Source organism: Nocardia mikamii NBRC 108933, from assembly GCF_001613505.1.
GTDB classification, from domain to species: Bacteria; Actinomycetota; Actinomycetes; order Mycobacteriales; family Mycobacteriaceae; genus Nocardia; species Nocardia mikamii.
Genome location: NZ_BDCM01000016.1, coordinates 182,678 through 202,262, shown reverse-complemented (window position 1 = coordinate 202,262; position 19,585 = coordinate 182,678). Strand labels below are relative to the sequence as shown.

Sequence of the window (19,585 nt, the reverse complement as noted above, 5' to 3'; positions counted from 1 at the left end):
AGGACACAGCATGAGTGACGCCGGTCGGACCTCGCAGCGGCGAGCGGTGCTGATGAGTACCGCGCTGTTCGGCATGGGGGCCCTGCATTTCGTGGCGCCCAAGCCCTTCGATTCGATCGTGCCGCCCGCTCTCCCGGGTCGGGCCCGGACCTACACCTACGCCTCGGGTGTGGCCGAAATCGGTGTGGCGGCCGCCTTGGCGGCTCCGCGCACCCGGCGGCTCGGCGGCCGGCTGGCGGCGCTGTTGTTCCTGGCGGTCTTCCCGGCCAACATCCAGTTCGCCGCCGATTCGGTGCGAAATCCGAAGGCCGCCAAGGCGATCAAGTGGGTGTCGGTGCTGCGGTTGCCGTTCCAGGCGCCGATGATCACTCAGGCCCTGCGCATCAGCCGCGAAGCCGCCTGAGCGGCAACGACTTTCACCTGGGCGGGTAGTCCGGGTCGAAATCGGCTTCGGACACCGGGTCGGGCGGCAGCTCTTCGCCGTACTCCTCGTCGGGCGGAAGGTCGTCGGCGAGTTCCGGGCCGGACCGTGCCCGCGGGTCGGCGGGCGGCGCCCAGGCGGGCGCGACGTCGGCGATGAGATCGGCCAGCTCGGCCGGACCCGGCAGTTCGGCGGGCGCGACCGTCCGGCCGCTGCGGACGTAATGGAAGGCGGCGCCGACCTTGTCGAGCACGAGCTCTTCGGCTTCCCCGGTCTGCGCGGCCATCATGCGGGCCCAGGCGACCCGGTAGACGGCCAGCTGCATCGCGACCGAGCGTTCTTCCGCGCGTGACGGTTCCGCGCCGGTCTTCCAGTCCACGACCAGCCAGCGGCCGCCGGGTTCGCTGAACACCGCGTCCATGCGGCCGCGAATGAGGGTGCCGCCGATGCTGGTCTCGAATCCCACTTCGACGTCGATGGGGTTGCGGTCGGCCCAGGGCGAGGCCAGGAACGCCTCCTGCAACCGGATCAGGTCGGCGTCGCCCGCATCGCTGTCGGCGGCGCCGGGCAGTTCGTCGAAATCGAGCAAGCCGACCGCGCCGAACCAGCGCTGCAACCAGGCGTGAAATGCGGTGCCGCGCCGGGCCAGTGGACTCGGCGGGTACGGCAGCGGCCGCCGCAGCCGGGCCGCGAGCTTGGCCGGATCGGCCCGCATATCCACCAGCGCGGTGGCGGGCAGCTGCGCGGGCAACTCCACTTCGTGGATGCCCTCGACCGTCGCGAAGTGCTCGGTGAGCAGGGCGTCCACATCGTCGGCCCAGCCTTCGGGATCCGGATCGTGGTCGGGTGCCGCGCCGTTCCCCGATCCGTTGCCGGAGGCCGTTCCGTCCGTGCCGGAGGTCGCCGGATCGTTCGTGCCGGAGGTCGCCGGATCGTTCGTGCCGGAGGTCGCCGGATCGTTCGTCAGATCGGCGAACAAATCCAGCTGGCGCGGGGATTCGGGTTCGCTCGTGGCGTCGTGGGCCCGGCGGGAGGGCACCGGCGGGATCTCGGCCCGGGCAGGAGCGGTTCGGCCGTTCGTCGGCTGTGTGCGACTCTCACGAGGTTCGGGCGGAAGGTGGGCGAGTGCGGTACGGACCAGGGCCGCGCCCGCTTCGACCGCACGCCGCCGCACGCCGAGCGGGTCGCGGGGCCAGTCGGCCACAGCGGGATTGTCGGTGAAGGGATTGGGCGCGTCCGACGGTGGTGGGTCGGCCCACAGGTCGACGCGCACGGTGCCGTGTCCGGGAGACTCCGGATGTTCGGTCCACCGTTTCAGTTCGAGCAGGAAATCCGAGGGCCCCTTCGGCGTGGAACCGGTCTCGGCCCAGTGGTGGGCCGAAACGAACAGTGCGCGTTCGGTTCTGGTGAGCGCGACGTAGAACAGGCGGCGTTCCTCGTCGAGGCGGCGGCGGGCCAGCGCCTCCTTGTGCTGTTTGATCGCCCGTTCCAGATCCGTGCGGTCGTACAGTTCGGTGAGGTCGAGGACCGGGACCCCGTCGCGCGCGGGCGCGGAATCCGGTGTGCCGCCGTCGTTGTCGCGTTGCCGGTCGCCACGCAGCGAGGTGGGGAGTTCGGCGAGTGCGCCGAGCCAGGTCGCGGCGGCGTTCCCGGAGGGAAACAGGCTCCGCGATACGTGCGGTACGGCCACGACCTCCCATTCCAGCCCCTTCGCCGCGTGCACGGTGAGCACCTGGACCCGATCGTGCGCCACCTCGACTTCGCCCGGCTCCAAACCGTTCTCGACTTCTTCGGCGGCGGCGAGGAAGCTCAGCAGACCGGACAGGGTGGCACGGTGGTCACCGGCATATCCCGCGACCACGTCGGCGAAGGCGTCCAGATGTTCGCGGCCCGCACCGGCGCCGGCGGCCGCGCGGCGGGTCTGGGTTTCCACACCGACCCCGATCGTGCGTTCCACATCGGCGACCAGTTCCGGCAGCGACTGCCCGCTGCGTTCGCGCAGGGCCGCCAGCTCCCGCCCCAGTGCGACGATGCGCGCGTATCCGAGCTCCGAATATCGTTGCGCCGGACCGGGGTCGGCGATCGCATCCGCGATGCCGGCCTGTTCGGCGGGTTCGGGCGCCACGGCCCGCAGCGCATCCGACAGCCCGGCGGCGTCGGTGATGGGTTCCGCGCGACCCGGCGTCCCGACGATCGACAGCTCACGTGCCCGGGCCGCCAGCGCCTTCAGATCACTCACGCCCAACCGCCAGCGCGCGCCGGTGAGGATGCGCATCGCGGCACTGCCGGCCGCCGGATCGGCGATCAAACGCAGGGTGGCCACGATATCGGCCACCTCCGGGGTGGCGAGCAGACCGCCCAAACCGACGATCTCCACCGGCAACCCCCGGGCGCGCAACGCCTCGGCCAGCGGCGCGGCGTCGGCGTTGCGGCGCACCAGGACCGCTGAGGTCGGGGGTGGCCGTCCGGCGTCGGCACTCTGCTCCCATTCCGCCGCGATCCGCTCGGCAACCCATTTCCGTTCGTCGGCAACGGTTTCGGTGAGAGCCAGCGCGACGGTTCCAGCCGTCGCCTGCGGCCGGGGGCGCAGCGCGTCGACCGTGACCCCGCCCTCGGCGCCGCGCAGTGGTTCGGCGACCAGATTCGCCAGATCCAGTGCCTCCGGCGGATTGCGCCAGCTCGTCAGCAGCGGCAGCACCGGCGCGGCGACATTCGGCGCGGCCGGGAAATCGGTGGTGAAGCGGGGCAGGTTGGCCGCCGACGCACCGCGCCAGCCGTAGATGGACTGCATCGGATCGCCGACCGCGGTCACCGCCGGGCGGGTGCCGACATCGGTCTCCTCGGCGGCGATACCGACCGCGCCGCGGTCACCGAACAATGCGGCGAGCAGAATACGCTGGGCGTGACCGGTGTCCTGATATTCGTCGAGCAGCACCAGGCGAAACCGCTCGCATTCCGCCGCACCGACCTCGGCGTGCGTGGCGGCCAGCCGCGCGGCCAGCGACATCTGCGAGCCGAAATCCAATGCGCCCCTGCGCCGTAACTCATCGCCGAGCCGCGCGACCAGCGGCAGCAGCGCCACCCGATCCTGCTGGGCTTTGACGATCCCGCGCAGCTCCTGATTCGGGCCACCGCGCTGGCGCGGACCGGGAGGCAGCGTCTCCACCAGCCGTTCCAGCTCCCGATGCGCCACCGCCAACTGCTCGGGTTCCACCAGATGTTCGGCGAGCTGACCGGACAGCGCGAGCACCGCCTCGGTGACCGATACCGGGGTGCGCTCGGTATCGAGATCACCGTCCCAGCCGGTGACCACGCGATGCGCGAGCTGCCACAGCTGGGTTTCGGTGAGCAGCGTGGCCGAGGGCTCCACGGGCAGCAGCAGGCCGTGTTCGGACAGCAGCCGCCCGGCGTAGGAGTGGTAGGTGCTGATCTCCGGCTCGGATCCGACCAGGGTCGCGCGCAGGCGCCCGGTGCTGTCGATCTCGCGCAGCAGCGGCGATCCGGCCAGCCGCGCCAGGCGGGTGCGAATGCGAGTCGTCAACTGCTGCGCGGCTTTTCGGGTGAACGTCAGCCCCAGCACCGCGTCCGGTGCCACCAGCCGATTGGCGACCATCCAGACCACCCGCGCGGCCATCGTCTCGGTCTTGCCCGCACCCGCACCGGCCACCACGAGGGTCGGGCCGAGGGGTGCGGCGATGACGGCGGACTGTTCCTCGGTAGGTGGCGGCAGACCCAGTGCCTGCGCCAACTGCTCCGGCGTGATCGTCATCGATCCGTCACCTGGCGGCCCGTGTCCTGCACGGGGCAACTGCCGGCGACCTGGCAGTGCCGGCAACCGTCGTTGCGCATGGCCAGGAACCCGGGCCCGCGGGTGGCGGCCGCGGCGTCGTGAATCGCCTTGCGCCACTGGGCGATACCGTCGGAATCGAGCGCGGTCTGCAACCGCTCGGTGGCCCCGTCGCGGCTCGGTTTGGCCACGTAGACGAGCCGGGCGCCGCCCGGTTCGACGCGGTCGCCGTCCACCTCCGCGGAGAACCCGCCCGCCCCGGCGGCCACCTGGTAGGTCGCCAGCTGGGCGTGATCCTGAGCGGCCTGTTTGGAGATCGGGGTCTTGCCGGTCTTGACGTCGACGATGACGAAGCGCCCCAGCGCGTCACGCTCGACCCGGTCGACGCGGCCGCGGATCCGCACCGGCACCTCGTCCGGATCTCGGGCCGGCAGCACACAGTCCACCGGCACCTCGACACCGACCTCGGCCAGCTCCGCCCGGGTATTGCGCAACCAGGCGAGGAAGGTGTCGACCATGGATTCGGTGCGGCGCAATTCCAGCCGGGAGTGCCAGCTGTGCGGGCCGTCCTCCCCGGAACTCGGGTCGACGGCCTTCCATGCCTTGACCAGCGCCGCCTTCACCTGTTCCTCGGTCACTCGCCCGGCCAGCGCCTGGACCAGCGTATGCACGAGATTGCCCTTGACGGCATGCGGATTGTCCCCGTCGCTGCCGCCGTGCCGTTCCAGCGCCCAGCGCAGCGGACAGGTCTGCAACAGCTCGACCGTGGACGGGGACAACGCGACCGGCCCGTCACCGTCGTCCCACAGCGCCAGTTCCGAACTCGGGTCCGCGATGCCGTACCACTCGTCCGGATGGGCGCCGCGCACACCGGCCGCGGCCAGACGGGCCAATTGGGCGGCGGCCCGGTCCCGGCGGGCGGGGTCGGCGCCGTCGTCGCAGACCACGCCGCGCAATTCGGCGATCAGGGCCTGCGCGACCAGCGCGCGCCCCGGATCGACCGGCGGCGGAATACGTCCCGGTTCCCCCGGTTCCGCCTCCGGATCGAGTTCGGCCAGGAATCGGGACGGCACCAGATCGCGGTCGCCGGTGACGGATTCGACCGCGGTCACCAGCAGGCTGTGGCGGGCCCGGCTGCACGCCAGCAACAGCAGCCGGCGCTCCTCGGCGAGGATCGGCGCGGCCCGGCTGACCTGCTCACCCGGATCGGCCACGCCCCCGATGAGGTCGACCAGTTCCTCGATGCCGAGCAGGGTCCCGCGCGGACGCAGGTTGGGCCAGATCCCCTCCTGCACTCCGGCGACGGCCACCACGTCCCATTCCCGGCCGGCCGCGGCGTGCGCGCTCACGATCGCCACCGCGTCACCGGGTTCGGTCAGCGGAGCCGAATCCTGGTTGATCTCCTGCTGTTCCAGATATTCGACGAACCCCTCGACGGATGCGCCGGGCAGCCGGTCGACGTAGGCGGCAGCGGCATCGAACAGGCCGACCGCGGCATCCAGGTCACGATCGGCCTGCACGGCCCCGGCGCCGCCGCGCTCGGACTGCGCCACCCAGCGCTTCTCCAGCCGCGACGCGGTCCACAACGCCCACAACGCATCCTCGACCCCGGCCCCGCGCCGCAGCGCCCGCCGCGCCCGGTCGACCGCCCGCAGGACCCGCACCAGCGGCGCCGACTCGACCTCGGTGAGCCGATCGAGCAGGGTGCGATCACCGACGCCGGTCATGAGATCGCGCAGCACGACCGCCGAGGACCGGTCGAGTTCGGAGTAGGGGGCGAGGGCCTCCGGCGACTCCTCGACGCCCAGCTCCGTGTCGCCGTCGCCCGCCGCGATCGACTCCGTCCGGGGATACCCGCGCTCGATCAGCGCGCGGCGAACACCACGGCGCAGTCGTCGCAGGCTGATCTGATCGGCTCCGCCCAGCGGCCCCAGCAGCAGATCGAGCGCATCGTCCGCCGAGAACATCTCCGGGCGCCCGCGTTCGACCACGAGCAGGGCGCGCAGCGACTGCAGCATCCACGCCGCGCCGCGCCGCCGGGCCAGCGGCGTGTCCGGTTTCGGTTGCAGCACCGGCACTCCCGCGGCGGTGAGCGCGCGGCGCAGCGGGCCCAGTGACAGCGGCACCGAGCGCACGACGACCGCCATCCGCGACCACGGCACGTCCGCGGTGAGATGCGCCCGCCGCAGGTGGTCGGCGATCAGCGCCGCCTCCTTGGCCGGGGTGGTGAGAACCCGCACCAGCGCCTGCCCGTCGACGGCGGGATCGCCGAGGAGATGGGGTCCGCCGGTCCGCACGTCGAAGCGGTGCCCGGTTCGGCCCGGCATGCGGGCGGCGATCCGGGCGACCGCGTCGTGAACCGCCGGCGCGCAGCGATGATCGTCGTGCAGGACGATCCGGCGTTCGGGCGGGGCGTCGGGTTCGGTGACGAAACGGGTGTCCGCGCCCCGGAAACTGAAGACCGCCTGATCCGGGTCGCCGGCCACGACGGTCGTCGCCGGACCGGACCCGATCGCGCGAATCAGTTGCGCGGCAAGCGGATCCACATGCTGGGCGTCGTCGACCAGGAGGGTGCGGATGCGTTCGCGCTCGGCGGAGAGCAGTTCCTCGTCCTCGAGCAGCACGTCCAGTGCGGCGCCGACCAGTTCGGCGGCGTCGAGGGCGGGGGCGCTGGCCTCGGGGGCCTGGACGCCGACCGACCAGCGCAACAGCATCGACTGTTCGTAGCGCTGCGCGAACGATCCGGCCGCCTCCCACTCCTCGCGTTCGTGCAGGCGCCCCAGTTCGATCAGATCCTCGGGCCCCAGATCGCGCTCGGTGGCGCGCAACATCAGGTCGCGCAGCTGCTCGGCGAAACCGTTGGTGCCGAGTGCGGCGTGCAGGCGCGGTGGCCACAGCACCTCGGCGCCGGACGACATGTCGGCGAGTTCGCCACGCAACATCTCGCGCAGGACCACGTCCTGCTCAGCGCCGGTCAGCAGTCGCGGCGGCGGATTGCCGCGGGCGGCCGCGTGCGTGCGCAGGATCGCGAAGGCGTAGGAGTGCACTGTGCGCACCATCGGCTCGCGCCCGGCGCCCGGCACCCCGCCGAGTTCGGGTGCGAGCGCGGTCAACTGCCGGGTGAGAGCGTTGCGGACCCGCAGCGCGGCCTGTTTGGAATGGGTGAGTACCAGCACCGATTCCGGATCGGCGCCCGCGACGATGCGATCGGCGGCGAGATCGGTGAGCAGCGCGGTCTTCCCGGTGCCGGGGCCGCCCAGCACCTGCCAGGGCCGCCAGCCCGGGTCCGCGCCCGACCCACCCGCGAACAGCGTTCGGACATCGGCACCCCATTCGCGTGGCCGGGGTGCGGTCTCACTGCGGCGCACCAGTCGCACCGAGCTATCCGATCGCATCACACGCGCTATTTCAACAGACACCCCCGACAGGATCGAATTCCGTGACAGCAAACGCACCCCGTGCATCCGATGTGTCCGTGTTGTGATCGGCGCCACGCCTGTCCGGGCGATATTCACGAATTCGCGCCGATCTCCGCCTGCGGTCGATAATGCCTGGTAGAGAGCTCGTACGTCATGCCGCACCGCGTTGTGTCGGGGCGGCCGCGAATATCGGGCCGAAAATCCCACCGCCGCAGTCGTTCCCCGGCGGTTCACCGGCACGGCCAGCGCCCGGCAATCCTCGTGCCCGATTCTCGCGAACGGAACGCGCCGGTCGCACCGCCGCTGCGCCGACGGCACAATGATCGGGTGTCCGACGCCCATATTCATCGATTCGGCCCCGCCGACGGCCCGCTCGTCCTCGCCCTGCACGGCCTGACCGGACATGGGCGGCGGTGGAGCGCGCTGGCCGGCGGGCAGTTGCCCGAGGTACGCGTCGTCGCTCCCGACCTGCGCGGCCACGGGCGGGCGAGTTCGCTGCCGCCGTGGACCTTCGAGCAGATCGTCGACGATCTGGTTCCGCTGCTCACCGAACCGGCGGTCGTAGTGGCGCATTCGTTCGGAGCGGCGGTCGCCGTCCATCTGTCCCGCCACCGTCCCGATCTGGTCCGCGCGCTGGTGCTGCTGGATCCGGCGATCGGCCTCGATCCGGTGCTGCTCCACGACATCGCCGAGGCGGGTCTGGCCCGGCCGGATTACGCCGACATCGCCGAGGCGCGCCACGACAAGCTCGAGACGGCCTGGGCCGATGTGGACCCCGGACTCCTCGATGCCGAACTCGCCGAACACCTGGTCGGCACTGCCGAGGGCCGGGTGACGTGGCGGATGAGCCTGCCGGCCGTCACGTCCTACTGGAGTCAGCTGGCGCGCGAGCTGGTCCTGCCGCCGCCGCACATTCCGACCGTGCTGGTCCGCGCCGGTAAATCCCCGTTCGTCACCCCCGCGACCGTCGAGGCGTTCGCCACGCTGCCGACTTTCACGCTGCACGAATTCGACTGCGATCACATGGTCGCCCAGGCGCGTCCCGCCGAGACCGCGGCCGTCGTCCGGTCGGTGCTCTGATGCCCACCACGGACGCCGAGATCGAGCGGGTGCGGGAACTGGTCGCGGCCATCCCGCCCGGCCGGGTCGCCACCTACGGCGATATCGCGGCGGCGGCCGGACTGTCGACGCCGCGAACCGTCGGCTGGATCATGCGCACCGACTCCGCCGATCTGCCCTGGCATCGGGTGCTGCGCGCCGACGGCACCCCGGCGAGCCATCTGGTTCAGCGCCAGTTGCGCCGGCTGGCCGAGGAGGGCTGCCCGATCCGCGGCGACCGCGTCGACCTGGCCGCCGCCCGCCACCGATTCGACCACTGACGGCCGAGCCGGCGATTCGACCCTGACGGCCGAGCCGGCGATTCGACCCTGACGGCCGAGCCGGCAATTCGACCCTGACGGCACCGCCGGATCCGGTTGTCGACCTCGGCATCGGCCCGTCGATATCCGAATTCGCCCATTACTCCCGTTCGGCGGTTACCGTGGAGGCATGACCACCCGTCTGGCGTGCGTGGTGTTCGATGCGATCCGGCCACGAAACGTGGCGCGGTTCTGGGCGGAGTTGCTCGACTGGCAGATCACCGTGGACCGTCCGCACGCGGTCGAGGTGGCTGCTTCCGATCCGGATGCCGCCGATGTGTCGTTGATGTTCGTGCCGACGGCCGGACCCAAATCCGGGAAGAACCGCATCCATCTCGATGTGGTCGGTCGTTCGCTGGATCATCAACGCGTGCAGGTGGATCGGGCGCTGGCGCTGGGCGCGCGGCCGATCGATATCGGCCAGGGCGCGGTGCCCTGGACGGTGCTCGCCGATCCCGAGGGCAACGAATTCTGTGTCCTCGAACCGCGCGAGGAGTATGTGGATACCGGCGCGGTCGCCGCGATCGTCGTCGACACTCCGCATCCCACCCGGCTGGCCCGGTTCTGGGAGACCGCCGCGGGCTGGCCGCTGACCCACGACGAATCGCGGATGTCCGGCATCCGCTCGGCCACCGGTCAGGGTCCGTGGCTGGAATTCCTGCGCACCCAGGTCGCGGCCCGCGAATGCGATCGCGTCCACCTCGATGTCGTCACCTACTCCACCGGCGATCCCGCGGAGGAGGTCGCCCGGCTCACCGCGGCCGGTGCCGTCGCCTGCCAGGGCGCCGCGGTGCATCCACCGGCTCAGGCGATGCTGACCGATCCGGAGACGAACCGCATCCGGTTGTTGCGTGCGCCCTGCGATTGACGCGGTCGCGAGCAGACGACGAGCCCGCGCCCGTCCGCGTGCCGTCCGCCGTCCGATGTGGGCGGTTTACCATCGGTCCATGACCAACCTCCCGGGTGAGCCGCTGTGACCACTGTCGACGCGATCGTGCTGGCCGGTGGGCGGGCGACCCGGATGGGCGGGGTGGACAAACCCGCGATCGCCGTCGGCGGTCGCGCGATGCTCACCGTGGCACTGGACGCGGTCGCCGATTGTGTGCGCACGGTGGTGGTCGGCCCGCATCGGCCCGAACTGGCGCCCGAGATCCGGCAGGTGCAGGAGGTGCCGGCCGGAGCCGGGCCGGTCGCGGCCGTCGCCTGCGCGGTCCGCGCCCTCGAGGAATGTGATTTCCCGGCCGATCTGGTCGTGGTCCTGGCCGCCGACCTGCCCTTTCTCACCGCCGCCGTGATCGGCGAATTGATCGGGCACGCAACGACTTCCGATGCCGATGCGGTGTTCGCGACCGACGAGTCCGGCCGTCCGCAATATCTGGTCGGGGTGTGGCGGCGGACGGCGCTGCTGTCGGCCTTGCGGCAGTTGGATTCGGTGACCAATCAGCCGATGAAGGCGCTGGTCCCGGTCGACACGCTGATGGTGACGCTGCCCGGTATCACCGATTGCGACACCCCGGAACAGGTGCGCGCGGCCCAGGCCGCCGTCCCGGCGTTGTCCTTGGCGCAGGCACGCGACCTGCTGCGCACCGGCATCACCCGGCTGCCGGTGCACGAGGCCCGGCCGGCGGCGGTGCGGGGTGCGGCGTTGGCGGCCCCGCTGCGCGCCGCCTCGCCGCTGCCGCGCTTCGACGTGTCGGCGATGGACGGTTACGCGGTGTCGGGCGAGGAACCGTGGCGCCTGCGCCACGATGTCGGCTTCGCGGGTGGCGAGCGACCGGTGGGCCTGCTCGCCGGTGAGGCGGTCCGCATCGCCACCGGCGCCCACGTTCCGGAGGGCACCGACACCGTGGTGCGCGACGAATTCGTCCGGCTCGACGACGGGCTGCTGCGGCGGCTACCGGAGGCGCCGGTCCGCGACGATGTGCGCCACCGCGGCGAGGATTGGCACAGCGGCGATATCGTCGCCGCCGAGGGCACCCCCGTCGACGCGGCACTGATCTCCGTCGCGACCGCCGCCGAGGTGGTCACCGCGCAGGTTCGCGGTCCGGTGCGGGCACGAATCGTCATGACCGGCGACGAAATTCGCAGCGAAGGTCCGCTGCGCAGCGGCCAGACCCGCGATTCGGTCGGCCCCGTCTTCCCGGAGTTGTTGTCCTGGCACGGAATCGAATCGTCGGACCGGGTCCATCTGCGCGACACTCCCAACGGCTTCGACGATGTGCTCTCCGATACGACCGACGACCACCTGCTGGTCGTGGTCGGTGCGACCGGTGGTGGCGCAGCCGACCAGCTGCGCGGTGCACTGGATCGGGCCGGGGCGCGAATTCTGGTGCACCGCTTGCGGATGCGGCCGGGTGGTTCCACGGTGGTCGCCGAATTGCCCAGCGGCCCTGTGGTTCTCGGACTTCCGGGCAATCCCTACGCGGCGGTCGCGACGCTGTGGGCGCTGGCCCCGGCCATCGTCTCCGGTCTCACCGGCCGCATACCGGCGCGGGTGCGGATCGGCCCCCTCCTGAACGCCGGCGACGTTTCCGGCCCGGTGCCGCGCATCCTGCCCGCGCGGGTGGCCGAGGAGGGCGGCTGGGTCGCCGACGGTCATATCCGGACCGCGCATCTGGCCGGGCTGCTCGATCGCGACGGTCTGGTCGTCGTCCCCGCCGGCGCCGTCGATGGTGCGCCGGTCGAATATCTGCCCCTGCCGGGCTGACGCCGCGACGCCCGGGCGAACCGCGAAGGCGCCGACCCCTGTGCCCAGCCGGCGCCGGTTGCGCGCACAGTGCGCCGAAACCTGGTGGCAGCCCGCCGTGGCGGGTTCCCTGGTCGTATGCCAGTGCCCGAGTATGCCCGCGGATACGATGCCTTCCCCGGCGAGGTCGGCCGTACCACCGCCGACTCCACCCCGGCGTGGAACTATCCGCCGAGCGCGCCCGCGGGAGCGCCGAACATCATCGTGGTGCTGGTCGACGATATGGGCTACAGCGATATCGGCCCGTTCGGCTCCGAAATCGAGACACCGACCTTGAACCGGCTGGCCGAACGTGGGGTCCGGCTCACCAATTACCACACCACCCCGCTGTGCTCGCCCTCGCGCGCGGCCCTGCTGACCGGTCTCAATTCCCATCGCGCCGGATTCGGCTTCGTCGCCAATGCCGATCCCGGCTATCCGGGGTTGCGCCTGGAACTCGCCGACGATGTGCTGACCCTGCCGGAGATATTGCGAGCCGGCGGTTACGCCACCTACGCGGTCGGCAAATGGCATCTGGTGCGCGACGCCACGATGAACCCTGCGGCACACCGTGATTCGTGGCCGACACAGCGCGGCTTCGATCGGTACTACGGTTCGCTGGAGGGTTTCAACTCGTTCTTCTATCCGAACCAGATCGTCTCCGACTCCTCGGTCGTGGATATCGAGCAGTATCCGGAGGACTACTACGTCACCGACGACCTGACCGACAAGGCGATCACCTACTTGAAGGATCTGCGCGCCCACGACGCGGACAAGCCGTTCTTCCTCTATTTCGCCCACGTCGCCATGCACGGCCCGCTGCAGGCCAAGGATGTCGACCTCGCGAAATATCGCGGGCGTTACGCGCAGGGCTGGGACGCGGTGCGGCAGAGCCGATTCGCCTCCCAGCTGGCGCAGGGACTCTTCGCGCCGGGAACCGAGCAGCAACCGCGCAACACCGAACCGGGTTACGAAGCGCAGGAATGGGATTCGCTGAGCGCCGAGCAGCAGCGCCGCTTCGCCCGGTACATGGAGGTGTATGCCGCGATGGTCGACAACATCGACCAGAGTCTCGGGCGTCTCCTCGACACCGTCGAGCAGTTCGGCGAACTGGACGACACGATCGTGGTGTTCACCTCCGACAACGGCGGTACCGCGGAGGGCGGCCCGGTCGGCACCCGCAGCTATCTGGCCGAATTCGCGCACGTCGATGATCCGGAATGGGTGGGCGATGTCCCGCACGACGAGGATCTGATCGGCACCGCCCGTCTCGGCGTGCACTATCCGCGGGGCTGGGGGCAAGCGTCGAACACCCCGTTCCGGTTCTACAAGGGACAGACCTTCGCCGGCGGGGTGCGGGTGCCGTTCATCATCTCCTGGCCGAAGGGTCTGCCGGACAACGCGATTCGTGATGAATACGTGTACGTCACCGATCTGGCGCCGACCCTGCTGGAACTGTCCGGAGTATCACGACCGTCGGTGCGAAACGGGCTGCCGGCCAAGGATTTCGACGGCGTATCGGCGGCACGGGTGCTGCGGGACCTCGATGCCCGCTCCCGGCATGTCGAGCAGTATTCGGAGATGACCGGCCATCGCGGGTTCTACCGGGACGGCTGGAAACTGCTCGCGTTGCACGAGCCGGGCGGCGACGTGGACGCGCCGAACTGGCAGCTGTTCGACATGCGGACCGACCCCACCGAATTGCACGACGTCGCCGCCGAATTTCCCGGCAAGGTGCGTGAACTGGCCGCGGCCTGGGATGAGGCGGCCTGGCGTAATACCGTCTTCCCGCTGCTGACCCGCGGGGATCTGGCGCGCCGGCGCCCCGAGGAAGCCCGGCTGTCCGAGCCGTTGCGTATCCTGCCCGGGACGCCGACGCTCGAGCGGTATCGCTCGCAACGCCTCATCGCCTATCGCGATTTCACCGTCACCGCCGAACTCGCGGGCTATCACGACGGCGACGAGGGGGTACTCGTCGCCCACGGCGATCCGCAGGGAGGTTATCTGCTCTACATCGAGAACGGCCGAATCGTGTTCGGCTTCAACTCGTTCGGCCGGTATTCCGAGGTGTCGGCGCGTATCGCCCCCGGCGCCCGGGAGGTCACCCTGGCCGCGACGGTACGGCCGCGCCTGCGCTGGGACTTCGCCCTCTCCCTCGACGGCACCCCGGTCGCCGCTCTCGCCGACCAAGTCCAGCTCGTCGGTATGGCCCCCTGGACCGGTATCTCGGTCGGCGTGGACGCTCGCGGCCCTGTCGCCTGGGACCTGCGACAGCGCCGCGGCCCGTTCCGCTACACCGGGTCGTTGCGTGCCGTCACCTACGCCCCGGGGCCGCTACAGGTGCCGGAGCAGGTGGTGCGGGCGGTGGAGTCGGAGGCCGAACTCGTGGCCGAATAGCGTCGCCCGAGTCATGCCGGATAGTCGACGGCCGGCCCGAAAGTGCCGTCCCCGTTGCCGTCTCGCAGTGTGATGTTGCCCGTGAGGGTGTTGCCGATGACCACGTCGAGTTTCCCGTCACCGTTGAAGTCGGCGAGCGCCGGTGTGGACAGCGGGACCAGACCGCCGGAGGGATAGACGGCTGACGGCGGGTCGAAGGTGCCGTCGCCGTGTCCGTGCAGGACGGCGATGCTCGAGGTACCGCCGTTGGCTACCACCAGGTCGGGTTTCCCGTCACCGTCGACGTCGGCGACGTCGAAGCACTGCGGCAGCAGTCCACCGGTCGGGTAGGCGACGGCCGGCGAGAACGTACCGTCGCCCCGGTTCGTGAGGACCGAGACGGTCGCGTCGGCGAGGTTGGAGAACAAGATATCCGGTGTGCCGTCACCGGTGACATCGCGCGCCATCCCGTACCACGCGGTCGACGCCCCCGACTCGAAAGTGACCGGCGCGGCGAAGGTTCCGTCCCCGTGGCCTCGGTAGATCTGGATCGTGCTGTTGACGTAGTTGCCGCGCAGCAGGTCGAGGTTGCCGTCACCGTCGAAATCGGCGACATCGGCCGAACCGGATCCGACACCGCCGGCGGTGGATATCGTCACCGCGGACTCAAAGGTGCCGTCGCCGTGGCCGCGCAGCAGCGACCACGACGGCGCTTGGTTCGATGTGGCGATATCGAGGTTTCCGTCGTGATCGAAATCGGCGGCGACCAGGGCGCCCGGCGCGAAGTCGGTGGCGTAGCCGACCGCCGGTGCGAAGGTGCCGTCGCCGTGGCCCAGCAGGATGGAGACGTCGCTCGAGGCGAAGTTCGTGACGGCGAGATCCACCGTGCCGTCGTGGTCGAGGTCCGTGATGGCGACGTAGTCTGCTTGGCCGCCGGTGGCGTAGTGCACGGCCGGCCGCAAGCCACCTCCCGGCTTGCCCAGGAAGACCGATACACCCCCTCCGAGGAGGTAATCACTGAAGACGACATCCGGCACACCGTCGGCGTTGATATCGGCGATCGCCGGTACCGCCGGCCCCATCAGATTGGGCGGTACCGGATCCGCGTGCGCCACAGTGCCTGCGACCACCGCCTGAGCGGCGAGTGCCAGCGGCGCGAGAACGCTGACAACGGAAATAGAGCGCGACATCGGTTCTCCTGTTGTTGGATTCGGGGGCAGCCTATGGTCTTCCCGGCCTTGGCGGCATCGCTCCGGCTACCTTCGATCCCGCTCGACGAGAACCTGGTCGGCGGCGCTCGTCGCGGAGGAGAACTACGCCGCGCCGCTATCCTCTCGACTCGATTCGACGCCGCGCGAATGTGTTAACAAATGTAAAACGCCCGCGAAGCGCCGGTTTCCAAAGCATCACCGAGTACGTGGACAGCGGCTCTTCGCCGACGGCTCGGCACCGTGAGAATCGGTATCGCCGCAGGTCGGACCGGAATCACCCCACGCAGTCGGCAATCGCCCAGTGACCGGGACGTTTCCCCGACCTCACAGCTCACCGGCGCCTCGCGCGCGGTGTGAGCGGATCGTTTTGCCGCCCCCGCGAGCGTCCTTACTCTCGGACTGGTCAGCCCGGTTCATGTGTCTCGATGGGGGCGTTGTGGTCATATCGCACAAAAAGAATTCGGCCCCCTCGTCAGCGTCGAACGGCGTACCCGCGGTGTCGAACGGCGTACCCGAGTCGGCGGCCGATGCCTTGCTGAAGGTGGGCCGCTACTTCCAGCGCGGGGAGGTATCGAGTGACCTTCGCACGGTGCACAAGGTCGGGGGGCGCGAGGCCGACGAGTTCTACCGCGACCGCTGGGCCCACGACAAGGTGGTCCGGTCCACGCACGGCGTCAACTGCACCGGCTCCTGCTCCTGGAAGATCTACGTCTCCGACGGCGTGATCACCTGGGAGTCCCAGCAGACCGACTATCCTTCGGTCGGCGCGGACAAACCGGAGTACGAGCCGCGTGGCTGCCCGCGCGGCGCCTCGTTCTCCTGGTACACGTATTCCCCCGCGCGCGTGCGATATCCGTACGTGCGCGGGGTCTTGCTCGAGATGTACCGCGAGGCGAAAGCACGGTTGAAGGATCCGGTGCTCGCCTGGGAATCCATCGTCGAGGACCCGGAGCAGGCGACGACCTACAAATCCGCGCGCGGCAAGGGCGGATTCGTGCGGGCGGAATGGTGGGAAGCCGCCGAAATCGCCGCCGCGGCACATGTTTACACCATCAAGCAGTACGGGCCGGACCGCATCGCGGGTTTCTCGCCGATCCCCGCGATGTCGATGGTGTCGCACGCGGTGGGCGCCCGGTTCATCTCCCTGCTCGGCGGCTCGATGCTGTCGTTCTACGACTGGTACGCCGACCTGCCGGTCGCCTCGCCGCAGGTGTTCGGCGACCAGACCGACGTCCCGGAATCCGCGGACTGGTTCGACGCCGGCTATCTGATCATGTGGGGTTCGAACGTCCCGGTCACCCGCACCCCGGACGCGCACTACATGACCGAGGCCCGCTATCGCGGTCAGAAGGTGGTGGTGGTCTCCCCCGACTACGCCGACAACACCAAATTCGCCGACGAATGGGTCCCCGCCCGCCCGGGCACCGACGCCGCCCTGGCGATGGCGATGGGCCACGTGGTGCTGCGCGAATTCTTCGTCGACGCCTCCACCGCCCGATTCGACGACTACATCAAGCGCTACACCGATCTGCCGTTCCTGATCACGCTGGACGAGCGCGAGGGCGGCTGGACCGGCGAGGGCGAATACCGCGGCCACACCTGGCTGCCCGGTAAATTCCTCACCGCCGCCGATCTCGCCGCCGCGGGCGTCGCGGGCTTCGACGTGGACAACGCCGAGCACAAAACCGTGCTGCTGGACGCCGACGGAAACCCTGTGGTGCCCAACGGAACCCTCGGCGACCGGTTCTCCGAATCCGGCGCCGGACGATGGAATCTGGACCTCGGCGATGTCGATCCGCTGATGACTCTGTACGGCCGCACCGACGATGCTGCGGCCGTACAGTTCCCCCGCTTCGACGGCGAGACCGGCACGGTCACCCGCTCGGTGCCGACCATGGTCGTCGCCGGACGCCGCGTCACGACCGTCTTCGATCTGCTGCTCGCGCAGTACGGCGTCGGGCGCCCGGATCTGCCGGGCGACTGGCCCACCGGCTACGACGACCCGAGCGCGCCCTACACTCCCGCGTGGCAGGAGTCGATCACGGGAGTGCCTGCGGCACAGGCCATTCGCATCGCCCGCGAATTCGCCGACAACGCCGATCGCTCCGGCGGCCGGTCGATGATCCTCATGGGCGCCGGGACCAATCACTGGTTCCACTCCGATCAGATCTATCGCGCCTTCTTCACGCTGACGCTGCTCACCGGCTGCCAGGGTGTCAACGGCGGCGGTTGGGCGCACTACGTGGGCCAGGAGAAGTGCCGCCCGGTCACCGGCTGGTCCACCCTGGCGTTCGGCCTGGACTGGCAGCGGTCGCCGCGGCAGATGCAGGGCACGGTGTTCTGGTACCTGACCAACGACCAGTGGCGCTACGACCCCTTCACCTCCGAAACCTTCGCCTCTCCCCTGGGTTCCGGCGTTTTCGCGGGACGCACGGCCGCCGACAATATCGCGCTGGCCTCGCGGCTCGGTTGGATGCCGACGTATCCGACGTTCGATCGCAATCCCCTGGATCTGGTCGATGCCGCCGAGGCAGCCGGGCAGACCCCGCAGGACTATGTGGTCGGCAACCTGAAATCCGGTGATCTCGAGTTCGCCTGCGAGGATCCCGACGCACCGCGGAACTTCCCCCGCGTGCTCACCGTGTGGCGGGCCAATCTGCTCGGCTCCTCGGGTAAGGGCAACGAGTACTTCCATCGGCATCTGCTCGGCGCGGATTCCAATCTGCAGGCCGACGATTCGGCCGGCGTGCCACCGCAGGAGGTGCGCCGGCCGGAACAGGCACCGACCGGAAAGCTGGATCTGCTGGTGTCGCTGGATTTCCGGATGACGTCGACGACGCTGTTCTCCGATATCGTCCTGCCCGCCGCCACCTGGTACGAGAAACACGATCTGTCCTCGACGGATATGCATCCGTTCGTGCACGCCTTCTCCCCCGCGATCTCCCCGCCGTGGGAGGCGAAAACCGATTTCGAGGCCTTCCATCGCATCGCGCGCGGCTTCTCCTGGCTGGCCGAGAAACATCTCGGCGTTCGCAAGGATCTGGTCGCCGTTCCGCTGCAACACGATTCGGCCGACGCGCTGGCGCAGGCGCGGGGGCGGGTGCTGGACTGGAAAGCCGGTGAATGCGAACCCGTTCCGGGCCGCACCATGCCGAAACTCGTCGTGGTGGAACGGGACTACCCGAAACTGGCCGAGAAGATGGCCGCGCTGGGGCCGCTGATCGAAACGCTCGGGGTCACCACCAAGGGCGTCACGACCGTCCCCGACGCCGAGGTCGAGTACCTGCGCGGAGTCAACGGCACCGTCGTCTCCGGCGTCGCGCAGGGCCGGCCGTCGCTGGCCAAGGACGTGCACGCGGCGGAGGCGGTCCTGGCGTTGTCCGGCACGACCAACGGCCGGTTGGCGGTGGAGGGCTTCCACGCGCTGGAGCGACGCACCGGCACCCGGCTGGCGGATCTGGCGGCCGAACACGAAGGCAAGCGGATCACCTTCGCCGATACACAGGCGCGGCCGGTGCCGGTGATCACCTCACCGGAATGGTCCGGGTCCGAAACCGGCGGCCGGCGGTACTCGCCGTTCACCATCAACACCGAACGGCTCAAGCCCTGGCACACGCTCACCGGACGCCAGCACTTCTATCTCGATCACGACTGGATGATCGAACTGGGCGAACAACTTCCGATCTTCCGGCCGCCGCTCGACATGTCGGTGCTGTTCCGCGAACCCGATGTGGGGGCGGTCGGCGAGCGGGGCGTCACCGTCCGCTACCTCACTCCGCATTCGAAGTGGTCCATCCACTCCGCGTATCAGGACAACCTGCATATGCTCACCCTCTCGCGGGGCGGGCAGGCGATCTGGATGTCGGATCGCGACGCGGCGAAAATCGGTGTGGCCGACAATGATTGGATCGAGGCCGTCAACCGCAACGGTGTGGTCGTCGCCCGGGCGATCGTCAGCCACCGCATGCCCGAGGGCACCGTCTTCATGTATCACGCCCAGGACCGCGCGGTCGACGTACCGCGTATCGAGGGCACCCCGGACATGCGGGCGGGCCGAGGCAAACGCGGCGGCATCCACAACGCGCTCACCCGGATCATGATCAAGCCCACCCATCTGATCGGCGGGTACGCCCAGCAGTCGTTCGCCCTGAACTACCACGGGCCCACCGGAAATCAGCGGGACGAGGTCACCACGATCCGGAGACGCTCACAGGAAGTGGAGTACTGA

General features: G+C 69.9%; 10 protein-coding genes. 7 read left to right on the top strand and 3 right to left on the bottom strand.

What is annotated here, in order from left to right; all coding sequences use genetic code 11:
- The first annotated feature begins 10 nt into the window (after positions 1–10).
- Positions 11–403 carry a DoxX family protein gene (locus NMI01S_RS26755; RefSeq protein ID WP_063001446.1) on the top strand — a complete coding sequence of 131 codons (393 nt, stop codon included), beginning with the start codon at positions 11–13 and terminating at the stop codon, positions 401–403.
- 13 nt (positions 404–416) lie between these two features.
- Here NMI01S_RS26755 and NMI01S_RS26750 read toward each other — a convergent pair whose 3' ends face one another.
- Positions 417–4,190 carry an ATP-dependent helicase gene (locus tag NMI01S_RS26750; RefSeq protein WP_157126379.1) on the bottom strand — a complete coding sequence of 1,258 codons (3,774 nt, stop codon included), beginning with the start codon at positions 4,188–4,190 and terminating at the stop codon, positions 417–419.
- Complete coding sequence (locus NMI01S_RS26745) at positions 4,187–7,603, bottom strand: ATP-dependent helicase (RefSeq protein WP_063001445.1); 3,417 nt, start codon at positions 7,601–7,603, stop codon at positions 4,187–4,189. Before NMI01S_RS26745 ends, NMI01S_RS26750 begins: the two co-directional genes overlap by 4 nt.
- A gap of 351 nt (positions 7,604–7,954) precedes the next feature.
- On the opposite strand from NMI01S_RS26745, the gene NMI01S_RS26740 reads away from it, so the two are divergent.
- The 5 genes from NMI01S_RS26740 (at position 7,955) to NMI01S_RS26720 (ending at position 14,167) form a co-directional block, all read left to right on the top strand.
- The gene (locus tag NMI01S_RS26740; protein WP_063001499.1) at positions 7,955–8,707 is read left to right on the top strand and encodes an alpha/beta fold hydrolase; all 753 of its coding nucleotides are present in this window, start codon (positions 7,955–7,957) and stop codon (positions 8,705–8,707) included.
- Positions 8,707–9,006 carry an MGMT family protein gene (locus tag NMI01S_RS26735; RefSeq protein WP_063001444.1) on the top strand — a complete coding sequence of 100 codons (300 nt, stop codon included), beginning with the start codon at positions 8,707–8,709 and terminating at the stop codon, positions 9,004–9,006. Before NMI01S_RS26740 ends, NMI01S_RS26735 begins: the two co-directional genes overlap by 1 nt.
- Positions 9,007–9,175: 169 nt before the next feature.
- Complete coding sequence (locus tag NMI01S_RS26730) at positions 9,176–9,913, top strand: VOC family protein (protein ID WP_063001443.1); 738 nt, start codon at positions 9,176–9,178, stop codon at positions 9,911–9,913.
- A gap of 105 nt (positions 9,914–10,018) precedes the next feature.
- Positions 10,019–11,752 carry an NTP transferase domain-containing protein gene (locus tag NMI01S_RS26725; RefSeq protein WP_167669945.1) on the top strand — a complete coding sequence of 578 codons (1,734 nt, stop codon included), beginning with the start codon at positions 10,019–10,021 and terminating at the stop codon, positions 11,750–11,752.
- Positions 11,753–11,869: 117 nt separating this feature from the next.
- The gene (locus NMI01S_RS26720; RefSeq protein WP_063001442.1) at positions 11,870–14,167 is read left to right on the top strand and encodes an arylsulfatase; all 2,298 of its coding nucleotides are present in this window, start codon (positions 11,870–11,872) and stop codon (positions 14,165–14,167) included.
- 11 nt (positions 14,168–14,178) lie between these two features.
- Here NMI01S_RS26720 and NMI01S_RS26715 read toward each other — a convergent pair whose 3' ends face one another.
- The gene (locus NMI01S_RS26715; RefSeq protein ID WP_063001441.1) at positions 14,179–15,336 is read right to left on the bottom strand and encodes an FG-GAP repeat domain-containing protein; all 1,158 of its coding nucleotides are present in this window, start codon (positions 15,334–15,336) and stop codon (positions 14,179–14,181) included.
- Positions 15,337–15,772: 436 nt separating this feature from the next.
- Between NMI01S_RS26715 and NMI01S_RS26710 the strand changes: the two genes are divergently transcribed.
- The gene (locus tag NMI01S_RS26710; protein ID WP_084513295.1) at positions 15,773–19,585 is read left to right on the top strand and encodes a nitrate reductase subunit alpha; all 3,813 of its coding nucleotides are present in this window, start codon (positions 15,773–15,775) and stop codon (positions 19,583–19,585) included.